At 58.7% G+C, this 24,292-nt stretch carries 22 protein-coding genes; 14 read left to right on the forward strand and 8 right to left on the reverse strand.

The features are described 5' to 3' along the window. Positions 1 to 2: 2 nt before the first annotated feature. The 5 genes from ACZ5RI_RS11175 to ACZ5RI_RS11195 form a co-directional block, all read right to left on the reverse strand. Positions 3 to 956 (reverse strand): acetyl-CoA carboxylase carboxyltransferase subunit alpha, encoded by a 954-nt coding sequence (locus tag ACZ5RI_RS11175; protein ID WP_464513090.1) that lies wholly within the window; start codon positions 954 to 956, stop codon positions 3 to 5. A 181-nt stretch (positions 957 to 1,137) separates the two neighbouring features. Beyond that, entirely contained in the window at positions 1,138 to 2,475 is a 1,338-nt protein-coding gene (locus ACZ5RI_RS11180; protein WP_464513093.1) for an MFS transporter, read from the reverse strand. 15 nt (positions 2,476 to 2,490) lie between these two features. Then, complete coding sequence (locus ACZ5RI_RS11185; RefSeq protein ID WP_464513097.1) at positions 2,491 to 2,961, reverse strand: YbaK/EbsC family protein; 471 nt, start codon at positions 2,959 to 2,961, stop codon at positions 2,491 to 2,493. Positions 2,962 to 2,979: 18 nt separating this feature from the next. Further along, a complete protein-coding gene (gene ruvX / locus ACZ5RI_RS11190) occupies positions 2,980 to 3,444 on the reverse strand; it encodes a Holliday junction resolvase RuvX (RefSeq protein ID WP_464513101.1) in 465 nt (154 codons plus the stop codon). Between the two features lie 96 nt (positions 3,445 to 3,540). Next, positions 3,541 to 4,515, reverse strand: a complete 975-nt coding sequence (locus tag ACZ5RI_RS11195; protein WP_464513105.1) for an aspartyl protease family protein — start codon at positions 4,513 to 4,515, stop codon at positions 3,541 to 3,543. Positions 4,516 to 4,820: 305 nt separating this feature from the next. On the opposite strand from ACZ5RI_RS11195, the gene gatC reads away from it, so the two are divergent. The 5 genes from gatC (at position 4,821) to ACZ5RI_RS11220 (ending at position 9,477) form a co-directional block, all read left to right on the forward strand. After that, a complete protein-coding gene (gene gatC / locus ACZ5RI_RS11200; RefSeq protein WP_464513109.1) occupies positions 4,821 to 5,108 on the forward strand; it encodes an Asp-tRNA(Asn)/Glu-tRNA(Gln) amidotransferase subunit GatC in 288 nt (95 codons plus the stop codon). A gap of 3 nt (positions 5,109 to 5,111) precedes the next feature. Next, on the forward strand, positions 5,112 to 6,605 hold the full coding sequence (gatA, locus tag ACZ5RI_RS11205; RefSeq protein WP_464513112.1) for an Asp-tRNA(Asn)/Glu-tRNA(Gln) amidotransferase subunit GatA: 1,494 nt from the start codon (positions 5,112 to 5,114) through the stop codon (positions 6,603 to 6,605). After that, the gene (gene gatB / locus ACZ5RI_RS11210) at positions 6,605 to 8,068 is read left to right on the forward strand and encodes an Asp-tRNA(Asn)/Glu-tRNA(Gln) amidotransferase subunit GatB (protein WP_464513115.1); all 1,464 of its coding nucleotides are present in this window, start codon (positions 6,605 to 6,607) and stop codon (positions 8,066 to 8,068) included. Before gatA ends, gatB begins: the two co-directional genes overlap by 1 nt. Before the next feature lie 241 nt (positions 8,069 to 8,309). After that, the gene (locus ACZ5RI_RS11215; protein WP_464513118.1) at positions 8,310 to 8,588 is read left to right on the forward strand and encodes a hypothetical protein; all 279 of its coding nucleotides are present in this window, start codon (positions 8,310 to 8,312) and stop codon (positions 8,586 to 8,588) included. Positions 8,589 to 8,862: 274 nt separating this feature from the next. Next, positions 8,863 to 9,477 carry an acetate uptake transporter gene (locus tag ACZ5RI_RS11220; protein ID WP_464513121.1) on the forward strand — a complete coding sequence of 205 codons (615 nt, stop codon included), beginning with the start codon at positions 8,863 to 8,865 and terminating at the stop codon, positions 9,475 to 9,477. A 64-nt stretch (positions 9,478 to 9,541) separates the two neighbouring features. Here the strand turns inward: ACZ5RI_RS11220 and clpB are convergent, their stop codons facing one another. After that, entirely contained in the window at positions 9,542 to 12,154 is a 2,613-nt protein-coding gene (gene clpB, locus ACZ5RI_RS11225; protein WP_464513124.1) for an ATP-dependent chaperone ClpB, read from the reverse strand. Between the two features lie 172 nt (positions 12,155 to 12,326). On the opposite strand from clpB, the gene kdsA reads away from it, so the two are divergent. Further along, the gene (gene kdsA / locus ACZ5RI_RS11230) at positions 12,327 to 13,169 is read left to right on the forward strand and encodes a 3-deoxy-8-phosphooctulonate synthase (protein WP_464513128.1); all 843 of its coding nucleotides are present in this window, start codon (positions 12,327 to 12,329) and stop codon (positions 13,167 to 13,169) included. 63 nt (positions 13,170 to 13,232) lie between these two features. Here kdsA and ACZ5RI_RS11235 read toward each other — a convergent pair whose 3' ends face one another. After that, positions 13,233 to 13,640 carry an MAPEG family protein gene (locus tag ACZ5RI_RS11235; protein ID WP_464513132.1) on the reverse strand — a complete coding sequence of 136 codons (408 nt, stop codon included), beginning with the start codon at positions 13,638 to 13,640 and terminating at the stop codon, positions 13,233 to 13,235. Between the two features lie 27 nt (positions 13,641 to 13,667). Beyond that, entirely contained in the window at positions 13,668 to 14,657 is a 990-nt protein-coding gene (locus ACZ5RI_RS11240; RefSeq protein WP_464513136.1) for an asparaginase, read from the reverse strand. Positions 14,658 to 14,741: 84 nt separating this feature from the next. On the opposite strand from ACZ5RI_RS11240, the gene ACZ5RI_RS11245 reads away from it, so the two are divergent. From ACZ5RI_RS11245 to ACZ5RI_RS11280, 8 genes are all read left to right on the forward strand, one after another. Beyond that, positions 14,742 to 15,275, forward strand: coding sequence for an RNA methyltransferase (locus ACZ5RI_RS11245; RefSeq protein ID WP_464513140.1), 534 nt, complete (start codon positions 14,742 to 14,744; stop codon positions 15,273 to 15,275). Positions 15,276 to 15,447: 172 nt separating this feature from the next. After that, a complete protein-coding gene (locus tag ACZ5RI_RS11250) occupies positions 15,448 to 16,005 on the forward strand; it encodes an invasion associated locus B family protein (RefSeq protein ID WP_464513144.1) in 558 nt (185 codons plus the stop codon). Further along, a complete protein-coding gene (rlmN, locus tag ACZ5RI_RS11255; RefSeq protein WP_464515592.1) occupies positions 15,993 to 17,144 on the forward strand; it encodes a dual-specificity RNA methyltransferase RlmN in 1,152 nt (383 codons plus the stop codon). Before ACZ5RI_RS11250 ends, rlmN begins: the two co-directional genes overlap by 13 nt. Positions 17,145 to 17,341: 197 nt before the next feature. Further along, positions 17,342 to 17,764, forward strand: coding sequence for a hypothetical protein (locus ACZ5RI_RS11260; protein ID WP_464513147.1), 423 nt, complete (start codon positions 17,342 to 17,344; stop codon positions 17,762 to 17,764). A gap of 93 nt (positions 17,765 to 17,857) precedes the next feature. Beyond that, positions 17,858 to 18,823, forward strand: coding sequence for a cysteine synthase A (gene cysK, locus ACZ5RI_RS11265; RefSeq protein ID WP_464513151.1), 966 nt, complete (start codon positions 17,858 to 17,860; stop codon positions 18,821 to 18,823). Positions 18,824 to 19,028: 205 nt separating this feature from the next. After that, complete coding sequence (locus ACZ5RI_RS11270; protein ID WP_464513155.1) at positions 19,029 to 21,227, forward strand: beta-glucosidase; 2,199 nt, start codon at positions 19,029 to 19,031, stop codon at positions 21,225 to 21,227. Between the two features lie 164 nt (positions 21,228 to 21,391). Continuing rightward, entirely contained in the window at positions 21,392 to 23,101 is a 1,710-nt protein-coding gene (locus ACZ5RI_RS11275) for a hypothetical protein (RefSeq protein WP_464513158.1), read from the forward strand. A gap of 158 nt (positions 23,102 to 23,259) precedes the next feature. Further along, positions 23,260 to 24,267, forward strand: a complete 1,008-nt coding sequence (locus ACZ5RI_RS11280) for a hydroxyacid dehydrogenase (protein WP_464513161.1) — start codon at positions 23,260 to 23,262, stop codon at positions 24,265 to 24,267. Positions 24,268 to 24,292 lie beyond the last annotated feature (25 nt).

Raw genomic sequence — 24,292 nt, forward strand, 5'->3', positions numbered from 1 at the left:
CCTCATCGGATCAAATCACGGCCAATCGCCAGGAACTTATTGCGCCGCTGAGTACGCAGCTCGTCCGGTGGCAACACCGACAACTGCTGCAAGGTTTCGGCAATGGTATCACCCACCGCGGCAATGGTTTCCGCTGGGGCGCGATGGGCGCCGCCCATCGGCTCGGGGATAATCGCGTCGATAATGCCGAGGCTGAGCAGATCTTTGGCGGTGATGCGCAAGGCGGCGGCGGCATCCTGCGCCTTGTCGCCACGGCGCCACAGGATCGAGGCGCAGCCCTCCGGCGAGATCACCGAATAGACCGAATTTTCCAGCATGAAGACTTTGTTGGCGGTGGCCAGCGCCACAGCGCCACCCGAGCCACCCTCGCCGATCACCACCGACACAAAGGGGACGCGTAAGCCCAGACAGGCTTCCGTGGTGCTGGCAATGGCTTCAGCCTGACCACGTTCTTCGGCGGCGACACCGGCATAGGCGCCCGAGGTATCGACCAGCGAAATCACCGGCATATTAAACCGCTCGGCCAGCTCGAATATGCGCTGCACCTTGCGATAGCCTTCAGGGCTGGCCATACCGAATTTATGCTTAAGGCGGCTTTGGGTATCGGAACCCTTTTCCTGACCGACCACCGCAACCGAGCGACCGTGGAAACGGCCAAAGCCCGAAATGATCGCAGCATCTTCGCCGTAAAGCCGGTCACCCGCCAGCGGGGTGAAATCTTCAAACAGGCTGACGTAATCGACAAAATGCGGCCGTTCGGCATGACGGGCGACCTGCACGCGCTGCCACGGGGTCAGGCGCGCATAAAGGTCTTTCAGCATCTGATCGGCACGCTGCTGCAGGCGCACCACCTCGGCATCGATCTGCACCGTGGGATCGGTCTGCGCCAGTGTGCGCAGTTCAACGATCTTGCCTTCCAATTCGGCTACCGGGCGTTCGAAATCGAGATATTGCATAGTGTGTTCCGTTTTTATCCTACAGCCCCTGCCTTATGCGGCTTTATCATATTTTGCCGCTGGCAGAGTGTAAACTTGTTGCGCGGAAAGTGGCAATTTCCTTACGCTAAGTCAACTAGCGCGACACCCCTGCCATTCACTAATCCGGGCATCACACGACGTAACAACCTGAAAGGGCGTACTATCTGCCGCGATCCGGTAATGCCGCGATATCGTCCAGACTGCGCCCCGCCGGTTCGGGTAACCTGATCAAGGCCACCAACGCAATGGGCAAAAGCACCATCACCGACAGAATGGCCGGACCATGACCACCGAAACGGTCATAAAGCAAGCCTTCCAGCGCCATGCTGACCGCGCCGGACAGAATGCCGACGAAATAACGCAGGCCCGAAACCGTGGCACGATAGGCGGTGGGAAACAGCTCGGCCGACAGACCGGCAAACAAAGCGTCGGCGCACAAAAAGCCGAAGAAGCCCGGCGCCCACATCAGCGCGGCATAGCGCCAGCCCGTGCCGCTATAGAAGATGCCATAGCAGATCACCGAGATCAGCGCCGACGCCACCGCCACTTTGCGGCGACCCAGTTTATCGCTGACCCGCCCGGCCAGAATGTTAAACACCGCCGCGATCACCCCGCCGACCACGGTCAGCAGTGTGGTTTGCAGCGGCGTGAAATGCAGCGTGGTCTGTAAATATTTCGGCCCCATACCGACGGCGGGCCACAGGGCAAAACCAAACGCCCCCACCCCGATCAGCAAAGTGATCAGGCGCCTGGGATGCTCGGACAGAATTTTGCGGATCATATCAAAAGCTGCCGCCCGTTTATCGGCGAACCCAGCATCGCGCTGGCAGGTCTCGAAGGCCTGGGTCTCGGGCAGAAAGCGGCGCAGAAACGCCACCAGAAAAATGGGCAGCGAGCCAATAATATAAAGTGAGCGCCAGCCATACGGAATATAGGTGATGGCGGCAAAGATCAGCGCGGCAATCCCGGCCCCGGCATAATCCATCGTCGCCAAGGTACCGGCCGCCCAGCCACGGGCCCTGGCCGATACTTCCTCGGCCACCATGACAAAGCACAGCATTTCCTCGGCGTAACCGAAGATGCGGGTGACAAACTGGAAGAACAAAAACTGCTCGTAATTCTGGACGAACCCCGTGGCGAGCGTCGCCACCGCCTGACCGAAAATAGTCACCAGCAGCAAGCGCCGACGCCCCATCAGATCGGCCGTCCATACCAGCGGCAAAGCCACCAGCGCGGCCAGACGGAACATCGAAACCGTAATACCGATGCGGTTTTCCGGAATGTGCAGACTGTCCTGAATTTGCGGCAGCGCCAGACCGAAGACATTCATATCGTAGCCAGCAAACAACGCGGCGATCCCCACCAGCAGGAACACCTGTTCCTGCGCCTTGGTCATGGTGCAGGGCGGGCGCAGGCCCGGTGGCAACCAGGAAAAACGCGCCGTATTTTGCATGGCGGGATCAGATGCGGCCATCAGCGTTACAGTACCTTCGGTCAAAATTTAAACGACACTTTATATAGAGGCGCGGCACAGATCGGCCCAGTGGCCGCCGACCAGATCACACAAAGCCTGTGGTGCCATACAAACCGCCGCGTTGGTGGCCCCGGCCGCGGGATAGACCGTGTCATAGCCCTGTAGCGTCTGATCAAGGTAAATAGGAAAATCCTCTTTCAGCCCGAAGGGACAGACGCCGCCAACCGGATGACCGGTCACCGCTTCGACCTCGTCCAGCCCCAGCATCTGCACCTTACCAGTAAAGAAGTGTCGGCACTTCTTATTATCAAGGCGGGCATCCCCCGCCGCCACCACAATGGCGACACGGCCATCGGCAAGACGCAGCGCCAGCGTTTTGGCAATACGGCCCGGGGCAACATTAAAGGCCGCCGCCGCATCCGCCACTGTGGCGGTGGAACGCTCCAGCACCATCACCTGCACATCGCTGCCCCGTTCGGTCAGAAATTGCCGGACCTGTTCAACACCCATTACGCATCAACACCCTTGTTACGCCAGCCGCAGCCGATCCAGTGCCCCTTGCAAGATATAGGCAGCAGCCATCTTATCGACGACTTCGCCACGACGCTTGCGCGAGGTATCAGCCTCGATCAGCGTTTTCAGCACGGCTGCGGTTGACAGCCTTTCATCGCAAAAGGCAATGGGAATATCAGAACGTGCGGCAAAATTGCGGCAAAAGGCCCGGGCCGACTGCGCCGATGGCCCCTCGGACCCGTTCATGTTGAGCGGCAGACCAATCACCAATCCGCCTACGCCCATTTCCGCGATGATCTTGTCGAGAACCGCCGCATCGGCAGAAAATTTGCCGCGTTTCAGGGTCTGCATCGGGGTGGCAACCGTCAGTGTGGTGTCCGACAGCGCCAGACCAATGGTCTTTTCGCCCAGATCAAGGCCAAGCAGACGCACGCCCACAGGCAAGGCCGCTTTTAATTCGCTAAGAAGAATAAGGCTCATAAGGCGCACTCATAGCAGAATGCATCACGAACACACGATTTTTTTGCCCGCAGGCAGCGCCATGGCAGGATAACCTGCAATATGTTTAACGGCAGATCAGGGCTCTGTGGCGTAGAGCATCTCATGCTTATAAGAGATAAAAATGCGAAACCGGCTGAGTTCGTCAGACCCCAGTATCATATCCGACAGCCCACCCGCTTCATTGACGCCGTGGATCATATATCCCGTCTCGTGGTAGCTTTTGATCTGGCTTTTCGCCTGATCCTGAAAAATGAGCACCGGTACCGGGCCGACCTGTAACGCATCCAGCGTCAGACTTTGAAACACATGCTGGAAAACATGCCGCTGACCGGCCATGATCACATTGGCCGCAGGCGTCTCTTCCCCCCCGATTTCGAGCCCGAAAACATCCTGCGCCACATCGACATCAAGCAATGTCCGGTTGGTGCCAGTGTCCAGCAAGGCACTGACCTTCTTGCCGTCGAGCATCATCGGCATATAGATGTACCCCGCGGCACGGATATGCAGCGCGATGCCCGGCACGGACGTGGGCCAGGGCACGACCGCATTTGAACACTGTGGCGGCGCATAAAAATCAACATATCCGGCCTTGAAATTGATCTCCAGATCTGTCCGGGCCAGGAAATCCGCTCCCAGCAGACCATCAAACCGTCCTTGCGGATCAAGTGGGCCAGGCGAAACCAGCATATGCACACCCAGGCTCTGCCACGATCCGATCGCAAATGTTTTGACGCTTGTCTCGGTCTTAATATACCGCCCCTGAATATTGAGGAACCGTCGCAGCAAAGCGGGGCGTAGCGCCAGATGCAGCCGTGCCGCCGCCGCTGGCGTCAGCACAGACACCGGCGAGCCTGTATCGAGCAAAAAAAACAGCCGGTTGCCGTCCACCTCTACAGGGATCAGTATCCGCCCCCCTGCATCTGGCAGCATATCCAGCTTTGCCAGCGGGATTAACGGACATGCCCCGACACTTTGACGTTCATTGTCAGCAGCCCCCGCAGACAGTGCTATGCCCATGGCCAAAAATATGGCCGCACACCCAAAACGCATAATGCTCCCCCAATGCACGCCCAATACCGGGGTGAGGCAGATACATTCATGGGTGCACATTGCCGCACACACGCAAGGGGATAACCACCGCCTGCACGCCCGAAAGCTTCGACGGCAAATTTCGCCTTACGATCCGTGGAGATAACGATCAGACAGCCCAGGATGCTACACGTCGCCACATCTACCAAAAATTGCGCCCCTTTCAGCGCTGCATCTCGTTTGAACAATCCGTGCAGGGAGTTGCGGCTTGCCTGATCGCCCCCCGCTTGGTAGCAAGGAAGCGCATATATTAAAGGTCGGGGAAAATGGCCGTCGATCAGAATACCGTCCGGCGTATCGCCAAGCTGTCCAAGCTGGCGCTGCCGGAAAATCGTGTCGAACCCATGGTCAAGGAGCTTAACGGCATCCTGGACTGGGTTGAGCAACTCAAAGAAGTCAATGTCGAAGGGGTGCCGCCGCTGACCTCGGTGGTCGAGCAGCGCCTGAAAATGCGTGAGGACGTCGTCACTGATGGCGGCCATGCCGATGCACTTATGATTAACGCACCGGGTGGCGAAGATCATTTCTTCGTCGTGCCCAAGGTGGTGGAGTAACAGATGGCCTTACCGTCCGATCTGACCGAACTGACATTGGCCGGGGCGCGCGATGCGCTCAAAGCCAAACAGATATCCTCGCGCGAGCTGACCCAGGCGTTTTTAAAGCGTATGGAAGAAGCCCGTTCTTTAAACGCCTATGTGGTGGAAACGCCGGACAAAGCGCTGGCCATGGCCGACGCGTCCGATGCGCGCATTGCCAAAGGTGAGGCCCGCGCGCTGGAAGGCCTGCCGCTGGCAATCAAGGATCTGTTCTGCACCAAGGATGTGCGCACCACGGCGTGCAGCAAGATCCTGTCCAATTTTGTGCCGCCCTATGAATCAACCGTCACCCAGAATTTGTGGAACGATGGCGCGGTCATGCTGGGCAAGACCAACATGGACGAGTTTGCCATGGGCTCCTCGACCGAGACCAGTTACTGGGGTCCGGTGATCAGTCCGTGGCGGGCCGATGGCTCGGATGCCAAGATCGTTCCCGGCGGTTCGTCGGGCGGTTCGGCGGCCGCGATTGCCGCCCATCTTTGTCTGGCCGCAACCGGCACCGATACCGGCGGTTCAATCCGCCAGCCTGCCGCCATCACCGGCACCGTCGGCCTGAAGCCGACCTATGGCCGCTGCTCGCGCTGGGGCATTGTCGCCTTTGCCTCGTCGCTCGATCAGGCCGGGCCGATGACGCGCGATGTGCGTGACGCCGCCATCTTCCTCAAATCGATGGCGTCGGTGGATGAAAAAGATTCGACCTCGGTCAATCTGCCGGTCCCCGATTACGAGGCCCTGCTCGAAGGCGGGGTCAAGGGCCTGCGCATCGGCATCCCCAAGGAATATCGTGTTGATGGCGCCCCGCCGGAGATCGATGCCCTTTGGAACCAGGGCGCGGAATGGCTGAAAGCCCAGGGTGCCGAGATCGTCGAGGTCTCGCTGCCCCACACCAAATACGCCCTGCCGACCTATTATATCGTGGCACCGGCGGAAGCCTCCTCCAACCTCGCCCGCTATGACGGCGTGCGCTATGGCGTGCGGGCCGAAGATGTCCACGACATTGCCGAGCTCTATGAAAAGAGCCGCGCCGAAGGCTTTGGTAAAGAAGTCAAACGCCGCATCATGATCGGCACCTATGTGCTCTCCTCGGGCTACTACGATGCCTATTACCTGCGCGCCCAGAAGCTGCGTTCGCTGATCGCGCGCGACTTCGCCAAGGCATTCGAGAAGTGCGACGTGCTGCTGACCCCGGCAACCCCGGGCCCGGCCTTCCCCTTTGGTGCCAATGCCGATGATCCGGTGGCGATGTATCTCAACGACGTCTTTACCGTGACGGTCAATCTGGCTGGCCTGCCCGGCCTGTCGGTTCCGGCCGGTCTGGCATCGAACGGGCTGCCGCTTGGTTTGCAGTTCATCGGTAAGGCCTTTGACGAGGCGACCTTGTTGCGCGCAGGCCGCGCGCTGGAAGTGGCGGCGAACTTTAGCGCCAGACCCAAAGATTGGTGGAGGGCGGCATAATGAGCGCCAGCACGAAATATATGCAGGGCTCAACCGGCCCGTGGGAAATCGTCATCGGCCTTGAGGTCCATGCTCAGGTTCTGTCGCAGGCCAAGCTGTTCTCCGGCGCGGCCACCGCGTTCGGTGCCGATCAGAACAGTCAGGTCAGCTTCGTCGATGCGGCGATGCCGGGCATGTTGCCGGTCATCAACAAGTTCTGTGTCGAGCAGGCGGTGCGCACGGGCCTCGGCCTTAAGGCACAGATCAACCTGTTCAGCGTCTTCGACCGCAAGAACTATTTCTACCCTGACCTGCCACAGGGCTATCAGATCTCGCAGTTCAAGCAGCCGATTGTTGGCGAGGGTGAGGTCTTCATCAATCTGGCCGATGGTTCGACCGCCCGCGTTGGTATCGAACGGCTGCATCTGGAACAGGATGCCGGTAAGAGCATTCACGATCAGAGCCCCGATTACAGCTTCGTCGATCTCAATCGTTCCGGCGTTGCGTTGATGGAAATCGTTTCAAAGCCGGACATGCGTTCGGCGGAAGAAGCGGCGGCCTATGTTAAAAAGCTGCGGGCCATCGTGCGCTATCTCGGCACCTGCGACGGCAATATGGACGAAGGCTCGTTACGTGCCGACGTCAATGTTTCGGTGCGCCGCCCCGGTGATGAACTGGGTACGCGTTGCGAAATCAAGAACGTCAACTCGGTCCGCTTCATCTCGCAGGCCATCGAATATGAGGCCCGCCGCCAGATCGATATCATCGAGGCCGGTGGCGTTATCAAGCAGGAAACCCGGCTGTTCGACTCTCATGCCGGTGAAACCCGCTCGATGCGGTCCAAGGAAGAAGCGCACGATTATCGTTACTTCCCTGACCCCGATTTGTTGCCGCTGGTGATTGAACAGGATTGGGTCGATGGCATTGCCGCCACCCTGCCCGAGCTGCCCGATGCCAAACGTGAACGGCTGATTGGTCTGGGGCTGTCAGCCTATGATGCCACCGTGCTGGTCGGTGAAAAGGAAGTTGCCGATTATTTCGACGACATGCTGAAGACCGGTATCGATGCCAAGGCCGCGGCCAACTGGCTCGCCAATGAATATCTTGGCCGCCTTAACAAGGCCGGGCTTGCCATCACCGATGGTCCGGTACCGGCCGCCAGCAATGCCGCCATCGTTAAGATGGTTGCCGACAGCGTCATCAACGGCAAGACCGCGAAGGACGTTCTCGACATCATCTGGGCCGAAGGTGGTGATCCGCAAAGTGTCGTCGAGGCACGCGGCTTAAAGCAGGTGACCGACACCGGGGCAATCGAGAAGGCGGTGGAAGCCGTCATCGCGGCGAACCCCGATAAGGTTGCCGCCGCACAGGCGAAGCCTCAGCTGGTCGGCTGGTTCGTCGGACAGGTGATGAAGACGACCGGCGGCAAGGCCAATCCGGCTGCCGTCAACGCCATCCTGAAGACCCGTTTAAACCTGCCCTAAGCGGGTGATTCGGAGCTTGGCAAGCCGCCGGACCAAAAAAAAGCCGGCGGCTCGCCCCATCATCCGTAGACTGACGACCACCTTTTAATTCAATAAAAATCGCATTTTTGTGAATTTTGACTAGACCTATTTTGCCCCTTTTCAAGACGGTATTGCAAAATTAACCCCAACCCACTCATATTACTGGCGTTTTGGGGGCGAAGTTCGCCGACCCTGACAACTGCTAAAGGAGTCGTAGCTCATGCCAAAAGTTGCCACGAAGAAAGCCGTCAAGAAGGTTGCCAAGAAGAAGGTAGCCAAGAAGGTCGTCGCTAAGAAGGCCGTCAAGAAGGTTGCCAAGAAGGTCGTCAAGAAGCGGGCCGTCAAGAAGGTTGCCAAAAAGGCCGTCGCCAAGAAGGCCGTGAAGAAGGTCGCCAAGAAGGCCGTTGCCAAGAAGGCCGTCAAAAAGGTTGCCAAGAAGGCCGTGAAGAAGGTCGTCAAGAAGCGGGCTTCCAAGAAGGCCCCCAAGGCTGCCGAGTAAGCGTATCGGTACCGCCCGCCCTTTGGGGCCGGGCGATTTCACGGTACTCCCGCCTAGGCGAAGGAGTGGCCGATGACTAAGGCAAAGGCCGCAGCACCCTGGTGATACAATCCGTATCCGATGGGGTCTGCGGCCGGCCTATATCTGGACCGCAAGACAGATCCGGGCGGCAAAAGACCGTCCTACATTGAATTTGATCAATGTCAGCCCCGCCAGAAACGCTATCCTGCCTGCCACAAAACGACAGCACCATCACCCATCCGCGGGCGGACATATGGCACGGCAGACACAGATTGCCCGGCAAAACGGCCAACAAGACGAGACGCCACCACACGCCGCACAGGATGCGCTGTCGCTTGGGCTGGCCGCATTCGGTATCACCACGTTGCTGGCCAGCCTGATCAATGCCGGGCTGCTGCCGCCATCCGGTGAGACCGCCGTGCTGCCACTGGCCATGACGCTGGGTGGCACCACACAGCTGATTGCCGGGGCACTGGCCGCCCGACACCGCGATCATTTCGCCACCACCGCCTTCATCGCCTATGGTGCCTTCTGGTGGTGGTACGCCATTTTGTCGATCTGGTTCCGCACCGGCTTTGCCGACATGAACGACGCCCGCCCCACCATCGGGGCCACCTTACTGTTGTGGGGCGTGCTCGCCCTTTGCCTGTGGGTGGGCAGCTTTAAACGGACGCGACTGACAATTGCCATCTTCCTCTTGATTGCCATCACCTTCTTTGTGCTGGCCGCAGGGCTTCTGCTGGTGGCACCATGGCTGACCTGTATCGGCGGCTATTGCGGCATGATCTGTGGCGCGCTGGCGCTCTATGGCAGCTTTGCCGCCATTACCAACGATAGCTATGGCCACCGGGTTCTGCCACTGGGATAAAAAAAGAGATGCACGGCGCGCCGCACATCTCTTTTTGACGAAGATCAATTTTAAGTGCTGACGGTTAGTTCAGCGTACGCCCGATCTGATCGAAGGTCATGTCATCCAGCACGGGGAACTCGCGCCCGGCAATAATCAGCCCAAGCTTGCTGGCACTGACCTTGACCGTTGAACCATCCAGAACCTGACCGGCCAGCAGAAGTGTCGCAAGCGGATCCTGCAGACGGCGCTGGATCACCCGCTTCAACGGGCGGGCACCATAGACCGGATCGAAGCCCGCTTCAGCCAGCCAGTCACGCGCGGCATCGTCAAGCTCGAGTTCGATCTTGCGCTCGGCCAGCAGCTGACGCAGCCGCCCAAGCTGGATATCGACAATGCGGTTCATGTCGCCGCGCGCCAGACGATGGAACAGAATGATCTCGTCGAGGCGGTTGATGAACTCGGGCCGGAAATGGCTGCGCACCGCCGCCATCACCGCAATCCGCGCGGCCGCCGTCTCGCCTTCCGAGAGCATCTCGGTGCCAAGGTTCGAGGTCAGGATGATGACCGTATTCTTGAAATCGACCGTGCGGCCCTGACCATCGGTCAGCCGGCCATCATCAAGCACCTGTAACAGCACATTGAAGACATCGGCATGGGCCTTTTCGACCTCGTCGAACAGAATGACCTGATAGGGCCGACGGCGTACCGCTTCGGTCAGCACCCCGCCCTCCTCATAACCGACATAGCCCGGCGGGGCACCGATCAAGCGGGCGACCGAATGCTTCTCCATAAACTCGCTCATATCGATACGCACCATGGCGCTGTCATCATCAAACAGGAATTCCGCCAGCGCCTTGGTCAGTTCGGTCTTGCCCACACCGGTTGGCCCCAGGAACAGGAACGAACCAATCGGTCGATTGGGGTCCTGCAAACCGGCACGGGCCCGGCGCACCGCATTGGCCACGGCGGTCAGCGCTTCGCCTTGTCCGACCACGCGTTTTCCCAGCACGTCTTCCATATGGATCAGCTTGTCGCGTTCACCGGCCAGCATCTTCTCGACCGGAATACCGGTCCAGCGCGAAACGATGCCGGCGATATGTTCGGGCGTCACCGCCAGATTGACCAGACCGGCGTGCTTCTTTTCCTCAAGCGCCTTCATCTCCTGCTCAAGGGTGGGAATAACACCATGCTTGAGCTCGCCCGCCTTGGCGTAATCGCCACGACGTTCGGCAATCTCCAATTCCTGCCGGGCGGTGTCGATACGCTCTTTAATGGTGTGGGCCTGTTGCAGCGATTGCTTCTCGGCCTGCCAGCGGCTGGTCTCGACCGCCGACTTTTCCTCCAGTTCGGCCAGTTCCCCTTCCAGAATTTTGAGCCGATCCTTGGAAGCCTCGTCGGTTTCTTTCTTGAGCGCCTCACGCTCGATCTTGAGCTGGATGATGCGGCGATCCAGCTCGTCGAGCGTTTCCGGCTTGGAGTCGACCTGCATGCGCAGACGGCTGGCGGCCTCGTCCATCAGGTCGATGGCTTTGTCGGGCAGGAAGCGGTCCGAGATGTAGCGGTTGGACAGTTGCGCGGCGGCAACCAGCGCGGCATCGGCGATGCGCACACCATGATGCAGCTCGTACTTCTCCTTGATGCCACGCAGGATCGAGATGGTATCTTCCACCGTCGGTTCGGACACAAAGACCGGCTGGAAGCGGCGGGCCAGCGCGGCGTCCTTCTCGATATATTTGCGGTACTCGTTCAGCGTGGTGGCACCAACACAGTGCAGCTCGCCACGGGCCAGCGACGGTTTAAGCAGGTTAGAGGCATCCATCGCCCCATCGGCCTTGCCCGCACCGACCAGCGTGTGCATCTCGTCGATGAACAGAATGATCTGGCCCTCGGCAGCGGTAATTTCCGACAGCACGGCTTTTAAGCGTTCCTCAAACTCGCCACGGAACTTGGCCCCGGCGATCAGCGCGCCCATGTCAAGCGCCATCAGTCGCTTGCCGCGCAACGCCTCGGGCACATCGCCATTAACGATACGCAATGCAAGCCCCTCGGCAATGGCGGTCTTGCCAACGCCTGGTTCACCGATCAGCACCGGATTATTCTTGGTCCGGCGCGACAGCACCTGAATGGTGCGGCGAATTTCTTCATCGCGGCCGATCACCGGATCCAGTTTACCGGCCCGGGCGATCTCGGTCAGATCGCGGGCATATTTTTTCAGCGCGTCATAGCCGTTTTCGGTGGTGGCGCTGTCAGCGGTGCGCCCTTTGCGCAGATCGGTAATCGCTTTATTGAGGCCCTGCGGTGTGACACCGGCAGCTTTCAGAATACGGCCCGCCTCGGTCCCCGTGGCCAGCGCCAGGGCCAGCAGCAGATATTCGGCAGTGACAAAACTGTCACCGACCTTTTTTGCGGCCTCCTCGGCGGCATCGAACAGCCGCGCAGTCTCGTTAGCCAGATAAATCTGACCCGCACCCTGCACCTTGGGCAGCTTGCTTAACGCGGTAGCAACGCCGGTGACGACATCTTCCGGTCGCCCGCCCGCGGCGGCGATCAGGCGGGCTGCCAGCCCTTCTTCGTCATCAACCAAAACTTTCAGTAAATGCTCTGGCGTGAAATACTGGTGCTGTTCGCGTAAAGCGAGGCTTTGCCCCGCCTGCATGAAACCGCGCGCCCGTTCGGTGAATTTTTCGATATCCATTTTTTCCTCATCAGCCCTGGTCCCCCACCCCATCACAACAGGCGGCAGGAAACCGTCCACCGTCACGGCCCGCTGAGGCACCGTGACCATTCTTATTTGGGTAGCAATGGGTTAAAGCTCAAGGGTAAGACTGATTTGAAATACGCCCTTCAGGACATTATATACGCTGCCCATGAGCAATGAATCCCCCAATGCCGTCGTCAAGGTCGGCCGTATCGAAATCGGCAACGCCAAGAAACTGGTGCTTATCGCCGGTCCCTGCCAACTGGAAAGCCGTGAGCACGCCTTTGAAATGGCCCGCGCGCTCAAGGAAATCACCGAACAGGTCGGCATCAGCCTCATCTATAAGACGAGTTTTGATAAGGCGAACCGGACGTCGGCCAATGCCCCGCGCGGCATCGGGCTGGAACGGGCACTGCCGATCCTGAAACAGATTCACGAGCGCTTTGGTCTGCCGGTGCTGACCGACGTGCACGAGCGCGATCATTGCGCCGCCGTCGCCGAAGCGGTCGACATCTTACAGATTCCCGCCTTCCTGTGCCGCCAGACCGATCTGCTCGATGCGGCCGCACGCACCGGCAAGGTGATCAATGTGAAAAAGGGTCAGTTTCTGGCCCCGTGGGACATGAAGAATGTCATCGCCAAACTGACCGGCGCAGGCAACCCCAATGTGCTGGTGACCGAACGCGGCACCTCGTTTGGCTATAATACGCTGGTCAACGATATGCGGGCGCTGCCGATCATGGCCAATTTCGGTGCCCCGGTGGTGTTCGATGCCACCCATTCGGTGCAGCAGCCCGGCGGGCTGGGCGCCGCGACGGGGGGCGATCGCACCATGGTGCCGTATCTGGCCCGGGCCGCAGTTGCCACCGGTGTGGCGGCAGTGTTCCTGGAAGTCCATCAGGACCCGGACAATGCCCCCTCAGATGGCCCCAATATGCTCAAGCTGGAAGATCTGCCCGCACTGCTCAAAGAGCTGGTGGCAATTGACGCCATCGTCAAAAAGCGCGTCTGATTGGGTATTACAGATACAAAAAAAGCCCCGCATGACATGCGGGGCTTTTTGTTTGTCCGCGTTTTAAGCGGCAAAGCCAAGCCCGATACCGATCAGGCTGAGCAATAACAGGCCAAGACTGGCCAGCGCGCCCAAGCCAAAACCGGGGCCACGTTTGGCCGGGTCTTCCATATAAAGGCTGGCATAGAGCACCCGCCCGATAATCCACACCAGCCCAAGCGCCGCAGGCAGCCAGGGCAGCGGCGTGAAGAACAGCGTTGCAATCCACAACAGCGGCAGAAACACCGCAAGCTGTTCCAGCGTGTTCATCTGCACGCGGAAGGCCCGGTCGAATTCAGCATGACCGCTGGTCGCCGGGGCCTTGATGCCGTGTTTGCCGCGCATCCGCCCGACATTAACCGAAAAGGCAAAGTAGATAATGACGGTCAGCACCGTGATGGTGGCGCTGAATAAAATGCCAAGCGAATGCATATTCATCCTCCGGTTTGAAAATTTGATTTAAATTGCCGATAGATCAGCCTTACTGATCGCCGCAGCCGGGCGACGTTCACCCACTTCGATACCACGCGTATTAAGGATGGGGGCGCGGACAAAGGGCTGAATATCCGGCCCCGCCACACCCAGGCCCGCCAACACCGCGGCCATCACGGTCTCGCAAGCCCGCGCGCCACCATCGTCGATTTTCAACGCGACGCCAAGGCCACTTTCGGGAATAAACGCAGCATAGACGCCTTCTGCCCCGGATTTGACCGCCGCACGGCCATGACAGGCCCGCATAAAAGCGCTACATGTCCGCCCGGTGCCGGCGACCAGTTCCGGGAAAGTCGTCATCGCACTGAATATCCGCACGGCGCCTTTGGTTTTACCACCGGCCATCCGGGCCAGCGCGCGCGAGAACCCCGTCAGCGACAGACAGAAATTCGGCGCGGCGCAACCATCGACGACATAGGGCAGATTTTCCACCCCGGACAGCCGCCGCAGCGTCGCCGCAATCTCTTTTTGTACAGCATGATCGGCATGGATATAGCTGACCGGCCCGGCACCCAGATGCTGGGCCACGGTGAGAAAACCGGTATGTTTGCCGGAACAATTGTTATGCAGGCTGGTCGGAACCTCGCCCCGCGCAGCCATCTCGATCCGGGTCTTTTCATCAAAGGGGGGATGGGGACCGCAGGCCAGATCGGCCTCGGAACAACCAATACGCTTTAACCACGCGGCGATGCGGGAAATGTGCATCGCTTCGCCAGAATGGGACGAACAGGCCAGTGCGACCTCCTCATCGCTGACGGAAAAATGTTCCGCTGCGCCGGTTTCGATCAACGGCAAGGCCTGTATAGGCTTGAGCGCCGAGCGCGGCGCGGTGAGCGATTGTACATCGCCGCGGGCAAAACGGATCACACCATCGGCGTCGGCTATGGCGAGCGAACCGCGGTGAACGCTCTCAATCAGGCTGCCGCGGGTAATCTCAACCAAAATAGGGTTGGACATAACGGGCTCCAGCTTTATTGCATACTTGACGAGAAGATGGGCTTACCGGCACACGAGTGCAAGGCTCGAAAGGGAAAAGCAGCTATGCGTGGTTATTTTGCCGTCGGGGTCGACGGAATTTCGAAAGCGATGAATCTGGGCAATCTGATCCGAATTGCCCATGCCTTCGAGGCGAGTTTCTTCTTCTCGGTCAATGCGCGGGTCAAATTCTCCGATACCGAGTCCGATACCTCGCGCGCATCGCTGTCGATGCCGTCCTATAATTACGATACGGCCGACGAAATGCGCCTGCCGGTGGGCTGCAGCCTGGTCGGGGTCGAGATCACCGAAGATGCGGTCGAACTGCCGCGTTTTCGCCACCCGCACCGCGCCGCCTATCTCTTTGGGGCGGAACGCAATTCCATATCACCGCAGATGCTTAAACGCTGCGAGTTTGTCGTCAAGATTCCGATGCGGTTTTCGATCAATGTCGGCATGGCCGGGGCCATTGTGCTCTATGATCGTCTGGTCAGTCTGGGTGGCTATCCCGGTCGCCCCCTGATGCCAAACAAGCCCGACAGCGCGCTTATTCCACCGCCGCACACATGGGGCGCACCGCGCGTTCGCAGCAAGGAATAAGACCAATTGGCCGCAGCAAAGACAAATATGGGGCCGGATGGCCACACTGATGCCGTGACGTTTTCTTGAAATTAACCATGGCACACGCTCACATCTTTGTTTTTTCTGTATTCGCCATGGACGTATCGGCCGGGCGACTTTATTCTCCGGCCGCACGAGGAGTTACGATTCAATGCCCGCAATGATGCGTACGATTTCGTTTTTAGCCCTGACCGGTGTGGCCTTTACGGGCAGCCTGGTGGCGGCTGGTTTTGCGCCCGCCCTCGCGGCAGACAAAAAACCCACTTTGATCGCCACGTTGAAAAACTGGTCGGCCTATAGCTGGAAAACGCCGGATGGTAAGGTCTGCTATGCCATGGCCAAGGCGGCATCGACCAGCCCGGAAAAGGTCAAACGCGACCCAGCCTATATCATGATCAACAACTGGCCGGGCCGTAAGTCTACCGGCGAGATCCAGGTGGTTCCGGGGTATCTCTATGACGAGAATGTGCCGATCAAGGTGACGGTTGGCAAACTTTCGGTCGATTTCTTCGCCAAGAATGACGGCGGTGCAGGTTCGGCCTGGATCAAAGATACCGCAGACGAGCCCAAATTGCTTGATGCCATGCGCAAAGGCAGCCGTCTGACGGTTACCGCCGCAGCGCGCAAAGGCGGCAAGACCCAGGACACCTACTCGCTTGCGGGGCTCGGCGAGATGGTCGATAAAGCCCGCAACGCCTGCGGCAAGTAAGGAACAGCGTGCAACCATCCCTGATCGGACTTTCGCCACAAGCACTGGCAGCGGAACTTGCGGCGGCCGGCGTGCCGCCCAAGGCGTTGTCCATGCGTGTGCGCCAGTTATGGAACTGGATCTACGTCCACGGCGAAAGCGATTTTCCGGCCATGAGCAATCTGGCCAAGGATTTCCGCAGCCTGCTCGAAAACGCTTTTACACTGGCCCGTCCCGAGATCGTCACGGAACAGATCTCGAACGACGGTACCCGTAAATGGCTGCTGCGCGGCCCGGATGGCCAGGAATTCGAGACGGTTTATATTCCGGAATCTGACCGCGGCACGCTGTGCGTTTCGAGCCAGGTCGGCTGCACGCTCAATTGCCATTTCTGCCATACCGGCACCCAGGCCTGGGTGCGCAACCTGTCTCCGGCCGAAATTGTCGGCCAGATCATGGTGGCGCGCGATGTGCTGGAGGACTGGCCCTCGACCGGCGTTAGCCGCCGCGTCACCAATGTGGTGATGATGGGCATGGGCGAGCCGCTCTATAACTTCGACAATGTGCGTGATGCGCTGAAAATTGTCATTGATGGCGATGCACTGGCGCTGTCGCGACGCCGGGTGACGATTTCGACCTCTGGCGTGGTGCCGATGATCAAACGCGCCGGGGAAGAGCTTGGCACATCGCTGGCGATTTCGCTGCATGCGGTGCGTGATGACGTGCGCGATGTGCTGGTACCGCTCAATAAAAAATATCCGATCAAAGAACTGCTCGACGCCTGCCGCAGCTATCCCGGTGTGTCCAACGCCCGCCGCATCACCTTCGAGTATGTCATGCTCAAAGGCATCAACGACTCCCTGACCGATGCGCGCGAACTGGTCCGTCTGGTCGCCGGGATTCCGGCCAAGATCAATCTGATCCCGTTCAATCCCTGGCCCGGCTCGCCCTATGAATGTTCCGACTGGGCGCAGATCGAAAAATTCGCCGAGATCGTCAATCGGGCTGGTTATGCCTCGCCGGTGCGCACCCCGCGCGGGCGCGATATTCTGGCGGCCTGCGGTCAGCTTAAAAGCGCCTCGGTTCGCCAGCGGGCCAGCGCAAGGGTGGCAGCCGTGGCCGCGCCACCGGACACGACCACCACGACAGACGAAAATTAGCTTTCTCAAAATGAAACGATTTAAGGGGCCAGGCGCAAGTCTGGCCCTTTTTTGATACATGCCCTGATGGGGCGAAGTGCGCATCGACTCCTGACATGAATATGAATTATTCTTCACGTATTACGGGTAGAAAAAGAGTTTCATGAAACCGTCAAAGCTGGCTTTTATACACCCGGTCAGAAGAAGGGGCATTTGTCATGGTCAGTGTATCCCATTCCACGGTTGATGCCTTCTGTGGCACCTGGTGTGGCCAGACATCGATCTTTGGCAAGGTCGTGCATTTCTCCTTCTATGTCGGCTTATGCGAGGACGGCTTTGCCGCCACATTCGATTGCCGCGAACCCGGTTTTGTCGGCATGGCGGTGCGCCAAACCAGTTTTCAGCGCAATGTGGTCTATTTTGACCTCGGCAGCTTTGAAACCTCGTTCCGTGGCGTGCTTTCGCCGCTCGGCGATGAAATCTCCGGCTTTATCAGCCAGGGGGCCTATCGCTTTGCCCTGACCCTGACCCGACCGGTGGAAACCAGCCATCCGGCTGCAAACAGCGCTGACCAGCTGCAAAGCGGCCCGGCGTTTGACAGCGACCTGCAAGAATATAAACAACAGGCACTTTCTGTATAATTAAAAACATTATCTGATCTATCACTGTACAAAAAATATTTTGTACATATATACTTCTGCAGAGAACAAAGCTGTCGATGCAGGAGTACTCTCATGTCTGGCACAAAACCCGGCCGCGGTCGGATATTCGATTCCATTACCGAAACGATTGGCAATACCCCACTGGTCCGCTTAAAGCGCCTGCCCGCCGAAAGTGGTGCCAAAGCCGATATTCTGGTCAAGCTTGAGGCCTTTAATCCGAATTCCTCGGTAAAGGACCGCATTGGCGTCGCCATGATCGAGGCGCTGGAAAAAGCCGGCAAGATCTCGCCCGAGAAGACCGTTCTGGTCGAACCGACCAGTGGTAACACCGGTATTGCGCTGGCCTTTGTCGCCGCCGCCAAGGGCTACCGGCTGATCATCACCATGCCGGAATCGATGTCGATTGAACGGCGCAAGATGCTCGCCTTTTTCGGGGCCGAGCTGGTGCTGACCGAAGCCTCCAAGGGGATGAAGGGTGCCATCGCCAAAGCTGCCGAAATTGTCGAAACCGTACCGGGCGCGGTCACACCGGGCCAGTTCGACAATCCGGCTAACCCCGATATTCATCGCCGCACCACCGCCGAAGAAATCTGGAACGACACCGATGGCGCGGTCGATGCCATCGTCGCAGGCACCGGCACCGGCGGCACGCTGACCGGCATTGGTCAGGTCCTGAAACCGCGCAAACCAGGCATCAAATTCTTCGCCATCGAACCGGAAGATTCGCCGGTTCTGTCGGGCGGCAAACCCGGTCCGCACAAGATTCAGGGCATTGGCCCCGGCTTTGTGCCCCCCATTCTGGACCGCAGCGTGATCGACGAAGTCATCACGGTTTCCAATGAAACCGCGCTGGAAACCGCCCGCCTTGCCGCCCGCCACGAAGGCATTGCGGTCGGCATTTCCGCCGGTGCGGCGATTGCCGTGGCGCTGGAAATCGGGGCACGGCCGGAATTTGCCGGCAAGACCATCGTGGCGATCGCACCCGACTTTGCCGAGCGCTATTTGTCCACGGCGCTGTTCGACGGCATCGGAGCTTAAAACGCTTCCAAAACTCGTCCGTAAGCGGAAAAAGAGTTTATCTGCAAAACGCCGGCCATTGCGCCGGCGTTTGCTTTTTTAAGGCCGGATTTTGCAAATCTTTTTATCCCTCATGACAACGGGGTTGCCACAGAAACGTCGTAATGCAATGAAAACGTCCGACAAAAGATACTGCCAAAATCGTCTTGTTGGGGAAATCGCTGTCATGCGAACTGGTTTTGCATTTATCGACGCGGTTATCGGGCGAAACCGCCGGAATAGACTGCTCGCACCACTGATCGCCTTAAGCGTTGCCGCGCCATTATTGGTGGCCCCGGCCATGGCGGGCAGCTTCCCCTGGACCAACAAAGACCTTTCCGCCGACCGGCGCGCCGATCTCGTGCTGGCGCAGATGACCGAGGATGAAAAACTTCAGCTTGTACATGGTCACGGCTGGGGCGCGCTGAAGGATCAGCCGCAGCCCGGTTCCAATGGTGGGGCCGGTTTCGTGCGCGGCATCCCCCGCCTTGGCATTCCCAATGTTGATATGGATGATGCCGCCATCGGGGCGCGGCTTAGTGCCTATAACGGGCGCTACTCGACTGCGCTGCCCTCGGTACTGGCGCTGACCGCCAGCTGGAACCCGGAAACCGCCTATCTCTATGGCCAGCTGATCGGCCGCGAACTGCGCGCCCAGGGTTATAACGCCGCCCTTGGCGGGGGCGTCAATCTGGCCCGCGATCCGCGTGCCGGACGTGGTTTTGAATATGCCGGCGAAGACCCGCTGCTGGCTGGCACCATTGTCGGCCGTCTGGTCAAGGGCGTGCAGTCACAGCATGTGATGAGCACGATCAAGCATTATGCCCTCAACGATCAGGAAACCTTACGCGGCAGCGGCAATGTGGTAATCGACGAAAAGGCGATGCGCGAAAGCGACCTGATGGCCTTTCAGATTGCGCTGAAACAGGCCGAGCCGGGCGCAGTGATGTGCGCCTATAACAAGGTCAACGGCGATTACGCCTGCGAAAATGATTTCCTGCTCAACAAGGTGCTCAAGCATGACTTTGGCTTCAAGGGCTTTGTCATGTCGGACTGGAGCGCCACCCACAGCACGGTGAAGGCGGCACTGGCTGGTCTGGATCAGGAACAACCCGATAGCCCGTATTTCGGTGACGCCCTCAAAGACGCGATTGCCAAAGGCGATGTGCCGACCGCCCGCCTCAACGATATGGTGCACCGCATCCTGCGCAGCATGTTCGCCAGTGGCCTGTTCGATTATCCGGTCAAACGCAGTGTGGTCGACCCGTTCCGTGGCCGCAGCGAAGCCCAGACCATTGCCGAGCAAAGCTTTGTTCTGCTCAAGAACACCAACTATATTCTGCCGTTCAAGTCCAATATCGCTTCAATTGCGGTGATCGGTGGCCATGCCGATGCCGGCGTGCTGGGCGGCAGTGGATCGGCAATTGTCGATCCGCCGGGGGGCGATGTCGTCCCGGCCGACAGCAAGGTGCCCGACTGGCTGCGGCCGGTCTATTACCCTTCGGCCCCGCTGCAGTTCATCCGCGCGCGTGTGCCCAATGCCAAAATCGACTTTACCGACGGCCAGAATATCGAGGCGGCGGCCAAACTGGCGGCCAAGTCCACGGTGGCAGTTGTTTTCGTCACCCAGCATATGGCCGAAGGCCATGATGCCGAAAATCTGTCCCTGCCCGGCAATCAGGATGCACTGGTCGCCGCGGTGTCCTCAGCCAACCCGCACACCATTGTGGTAATTGAAAGCGGCGGACCCGTTGCCATGCCCTGGCTTGATCAGGTCGATGCCGTGCTGGAAACCTGGTACCCCGGCATTGGTGGCGGCGAAGCCATTGCCGCCACGTTGTTTGGTGATACCGCCCCCAGTGGCCGCCTACCGGTGACCTTCCCGATCAGCGACGCCGATCTGCCCCACCCCACCATTGCTGGCACCGGGCTTGCCAAAAAGAGCGAGATCGACATTCCGTATACGGAAGGTGCTCTGGTCGGCTACAAATGGTTCGCGACCGAGGAAAAACCGGTACAGTTTTCCTTTGGTTACGGGCTGACCTACACCACCTTTGCTTATGCTGACCTACGTATTGATACCAAATCCTCGTCGGTACGGGTGACGTTGCGCAATATCGGCCCACGCACCGGCACCGACGTTGCGCAGGTCTACGCCCTGCTGCCCGGTGATCCGCAGTATCCCCGTTTGGTCGCCTGGTCTCGCGTCACACTGGCACCGGGGGAAAGCCGTACGCTGCTTATGCCGATCGATCCGCTGGTGCTGTCGCGCTACGATCTGTCCGACAATGCCTGGCACATCGCCCGCGGCACCATCCATTTTGCCGCCGGGCCGTCCTTCGGCTTCCTACCGCTGCAGGCCGATGCCACGCTGCGTTCACGCTAGGGGCAGGCAAATCCGGTTGCGATGTTGACGCGAAGACGGTATCTTTCGCGTCAAATGCAGGAAAATCTGTGTAACTGGGGCAGATTGACGTTTCACATACGACCCCACCGCAACCGGCTCGACGCGCCTCGCGCGCGGCGGGAAATTTCCACATGGTGGGGCTGATGGAATTTCCTAGTCAGGCGGAATATGTGCTCGATTGGTCACCGGCGCTTGGCTGGTCCTATGGGCAGTTTCTGGCAGCCAAGAAATTTGACTCCACCATCCGTTTTGCCGTTCAGGCCAAGCTGCAGCCGTTGATCGGCCATCCGGCAGAGCTGGAAAAACGTGGCTACCAAACCGGCACGCCCCCATCCCCGGATTTTGTTGAACTGATCCGTAACGAAAGCGGACTGGAGCAAAACGCCCGGATCGGCACTGCGGATACCGCATCAGCCTTGCGCTGGGGCTTTACCCAGCCCGCCATTGGGATGACCCGCTTCAACGACTCTCTGAAGGAGTTGAAAGAAACTTTAAGCAATGCCGCGCAAGCCTGGGCGTATGAGCAATTCACCCGCGCCCGGGACGAGTATAATCGTGGTCAGTATGCCCAAGCGCTGAACGGTGTGACCCAGGCACTGGAAGGCGGCATGGGCCATGCCGGATTTCCATCAGAATTTCGTTTTCATTTTCTGCTCGGGCGCATCCGCATTGGCAGCTGGTTTGGCGATTACAAAAACGATGATCCGACCCTGATCGATGCCGTGGCCGCCGAGACCGCGTTTCTTGACGCCGCCCGGCTGCGCAAACAGGCCCGCACCCCGGCCAGTGTGCACATCAATGAAACACAGCGCCAGATCGACAGTGCCGAAACCGATACCGGTCTGATCCTGTTGTGGGCCGGGCGCGCCGCCTATATCGCCGGGGCAACGGATCGCGCCATCAGCCACACCCGGCAAGCCCTGAACGCTTTATCGCCTGCGCTGGTGTCCGTGTATGCCGCCGGGCACTATCAATTCGCCCGATTTCTTTGCACCCGCGGCGGGCTTACCGACCTCAGTGCCGCAACCGACGCCTTGAAAAAAGCCTTCTACAGCGCCCCCGGTCTGGTGGTGGAAGCGGCGGGCGATCCCGAGTTTCTTGCCCGCCCACAGCTGCTGGAAAAAATTCTGGCCGATCAGGTGCACGACACCCAAAAGCGCGTTGCCAAACAGCGCAGTGATCTCGACGTGCAGCTGAAGCGGCTGCAGACATTTCGCCATGATGAAACCCCGGCCGAGTGGCTGCTGGCCGAAGAAACCGCCGCTTTACGTAAAGCGCTGGAGGAAAGCGCGGCCGGTGCCGCAGGCGGGCTGTTTGATCTGGAAAACGCTGGTGCCCTGCTGACCGAGGCAATGCCGAAAACCGGTTTTCTGTTTGGCCTGTTCAAAACCCGTTTCGCCAAGGACCGGCTGCAGAAATGGGAAAGTCAGGATATTACACGCGCCGCCAAAGATTCTGTTTCCTATCTCAAATGGTGCGAGGAAGAATATAAAAAGGCTGAAGCATATTATCGCCAGAATGGCGGCTTCAACCGCGATGGCGGTGCTGACAAGCTGGGCTATGCCGTGATCTGCCTGCTCTTATCGATCTATATGTTTTTCGCCCAGGCCCGCTGGGGTGGCCACGCGATCATTATGGCGATTTTATCGCTATCCGCGTCACTGTGGTTTTTCCTGCTCTTTCTGCGTATCAAACTCGGTTTGGTTGATGGCTATGAAAAATATCGCGCCTGCCGCAGCGAACTGAATGCCGCACGCCGCGATGCCACCCGCAAAGATGATGCCGCCGCCAAAGCCTGGCTGGCCTATCAACGCACCATCGATCAGCTTTCAGAGATGCGTGCGCCTTTCTAGCCCACTATAGTAGGTGGAAACCGACGGGCAGGCAGGTCAGTATTTGCCGACGGGACCGGGCAGGATCACCGGTGTTTTGCTTGTAAAACCATACTTTTGTACTATATTATTTTTAGGTATTTGGGATACCGCTTTTAAAGCGAGATATGGAGATAAAAATGAAAATTGCCGTGTTCGAGGCGGAGGAACGCGAGCGCGCAGCCTTCAAGAAACTCAGCGCCAAACATAACGTCGTCTTCGAGAGCGAGCCGCTGCGCCCCGGTATGATCAAGCATCAGGATGCCGACATCATCACCACCTTTATCTATTCGGAACTGAATACCGACGTCATCAAGCAGTTTCCCGATCTTAAACTGATTGCCACCCGCTCCACCGGTTTCGAGCATATTGATGCGGCCAGCTGCAAAGCGCGCGATATCGCGATTTGTAATGTGCCGTTCTATGGCTCGAACACTGTGGCCGAACATGTTTTCGCACTGCTGTTATCGCTCAGCCACCGCATGCCGGAAGCAGCAGATCGCGCCCAACGCGGCCATTTCTCGCCCTTTGGTCTGCAGGGCTTTGACCTTGCCGGCAAGACTTTCGGCGTGATCGGCACCGGTGGCATCGGCCGCAATGTGATCCGCATTGCCAAGGGCTTCGACATGGATGTCATCGCCTTTGATGTCTTTGCCAAAGAGGAAGTCGCCCAGGAAATGGGCTTCCGTTACGTCTCGCAGGATGAGCTGTTTGCCCAGTCCGACATCATCTCGCTGCATGTACCGTCGATGCCGTCGACGCATAACCTGATCCGTGAAGAAACCATCGCCAAAATGAAAGACAGTGCGGTCATCCTCAACGTCTCGCGTGGCGATCTGATTGAAACCGGCGCGCTGATCAAAGCGCTGACCGTCGGCAAGATTGCTGCCGCCGGTCTCGACGTGCTGCCGGACGAACCGATGATCCGCGAGGAAGCCTTGCTGATCAATTCCATCCTCGGCAATGAAGACGAGCTGCGCACCCTGGTGACCAACCATGTTCTGCTGCGCATGCGCAACGTCATTGTCACGCCGCACAGCGCCTTCAACACCAAAGAAGCGGTGGATCGTATTGTTGCGACCACGGTTGATAATATCGCGGGCTTCTTAAGCGACACGCCGCAGAACATCGTCAGCCTGAAGGGCTGAAACGCCTCCCACCGCCTGGGATGAT

The sequence above is a fragment of the Micropepsis pineolensis genome (assembly GCF_055392125.1).

Bases quoted from the DNA above. Each gene is read 5' to 3' on its own strand.
- ACZ5RI_RS11185 (WP_464513097.1), bottom strand. From the start codon at position 2,961: ATGGGTGTTGAACAGGTCCGGCAATTTCTGACCGAACGGGGCAGCGAT.
- gatB (WP_464513115.1), top strand. From the start codon at position 6,605: ATGAGCGCCAGCACGAAATATATGCAGGGCTCAACCGGCCCGTGGGAA.
- ACZ5RI_RS11220 (WP_464513121.1), top strand. From the start codon at position 8,863: ATGGCACGGCAGACACAGATTGCCCGGCAAAACGGCCAACAAGACGAG.
- ACZ5RI_RS11175 (WP_464513090.1), bottom strand. From the start codon at position 956: ATGCAATATCTCGATTTCGAACGCCCGGTAGCCGAATTGGAAGGCAAG.
- ruvX (WP_464513101.1), bottom strand. From the start codon at position 3,444: ATGAGCCTTATTCTTCTTAGCGAATTAAAAGCGGCCTTGCCTGTGGGC.
- ACZ5RI_RS11260 (WP_464513147.1), top strand. From the start codon at position 17,342: ATGGTCAGTGTATCCCATTCCACGGTTGATGCCTTCTGTGGCACCTGG.
- cysK (WP_464513151.1), top strand. From the start codon at position 17,858: ATGTCTGGCACAAAACCCGGCCGCGGTCGGATATTCGATTCCATTACC.
- gatA (WP_464513112.1), top strand. From the start codon at position 5,112: ATGGCCTTACCGTCCGATCTGACCGAACTGACATTGGCCGGGGCGCGC.
- ACZ5RI_RS11240 (WP_464513136.1), bottom strand. From the start codon at position 14,657: ATGTCCAACCCTATTTTGGTTGAGATTACCCGCGGCAGCCTGATTGAG.
- ACZ5RI_RS11280 (WP_464513161.1), top strand. From the start codon at position 23,260: ATGAAAATTGCCGTGTTCGAGGCGGAGGAACGCGAGCGCGCAGCCTTC.
- ACZ5RI_RS11270 (WP_464513155.1), top strand. From the start codon at position 19,029: ATGCGAACTGGTTTTGCATTTATCGACGCGGTTATCGGGCGAAACCGC.
- ACZ5RI_RS11250 (WP_464513144.1), top strand. From the start codon at position 15,448: ATGCCCGCAATGATGCGTACGATTTCGTTTTTAGCCCTGACCGGTGTG.
- ACZ5RI_RS11195 (WP_464513105.1), bottom strand. From the start codon at position 4,515: ATGCGTTTTGGGTGTGCGGCCATATTTTTGGCCATGGGCATAGCACTG.
- ACZ5RI_RS11235 (WP_464513132.1), bottom strand. From the start codon at position 13,640: ATGCATTCGCTTGGCATTTTATTCAGCGCCACCATCACGGTGCTGACC.
- ACZ5RI_RS11245 (WP_464513140.1), top strand. From the start codon at position 14,742: ATGCGTGGTTATTTTGCCGTCGGGGTCGACGGAATTTCGAAAGCGATG.
- ACZ5RI_RS11275 (WP_464513158.1), top strand. From the start codon at position 21,392: ATGGAATTTCCTAGTCAGGCGGAATATGTGCTCGATTGGTCACCGGCG.
- kdsA (WP_464513128.1), top strand. From the start codon at position 12,327: ATGAGCAATGAATCCCCCAATGCCGTCGTCAAGGTCGGCCGTATCGAA.
- gatC (WP_464513109.1), top strand. From the start codon at position 4,821: ATGGCCGTCGATCAGAATACCGTCCGGCGTATCGCCAAGCTGTCCAAG.
- ACZ5RI_RS11215 (WP_464513118.1), top strand. From the start codon at position 8,310: ATGCCAAAAGTTGCCACGAAGAAAGCCGTCAAGAAGGTTGCCAAGAAG.
- clpB (WP_464513124.1), bottom strand. From the start codon at position 12,154: ATGGATATCGAAAAATTCACCGAACGGGCGCGCGGTTTCATGCAGGCG.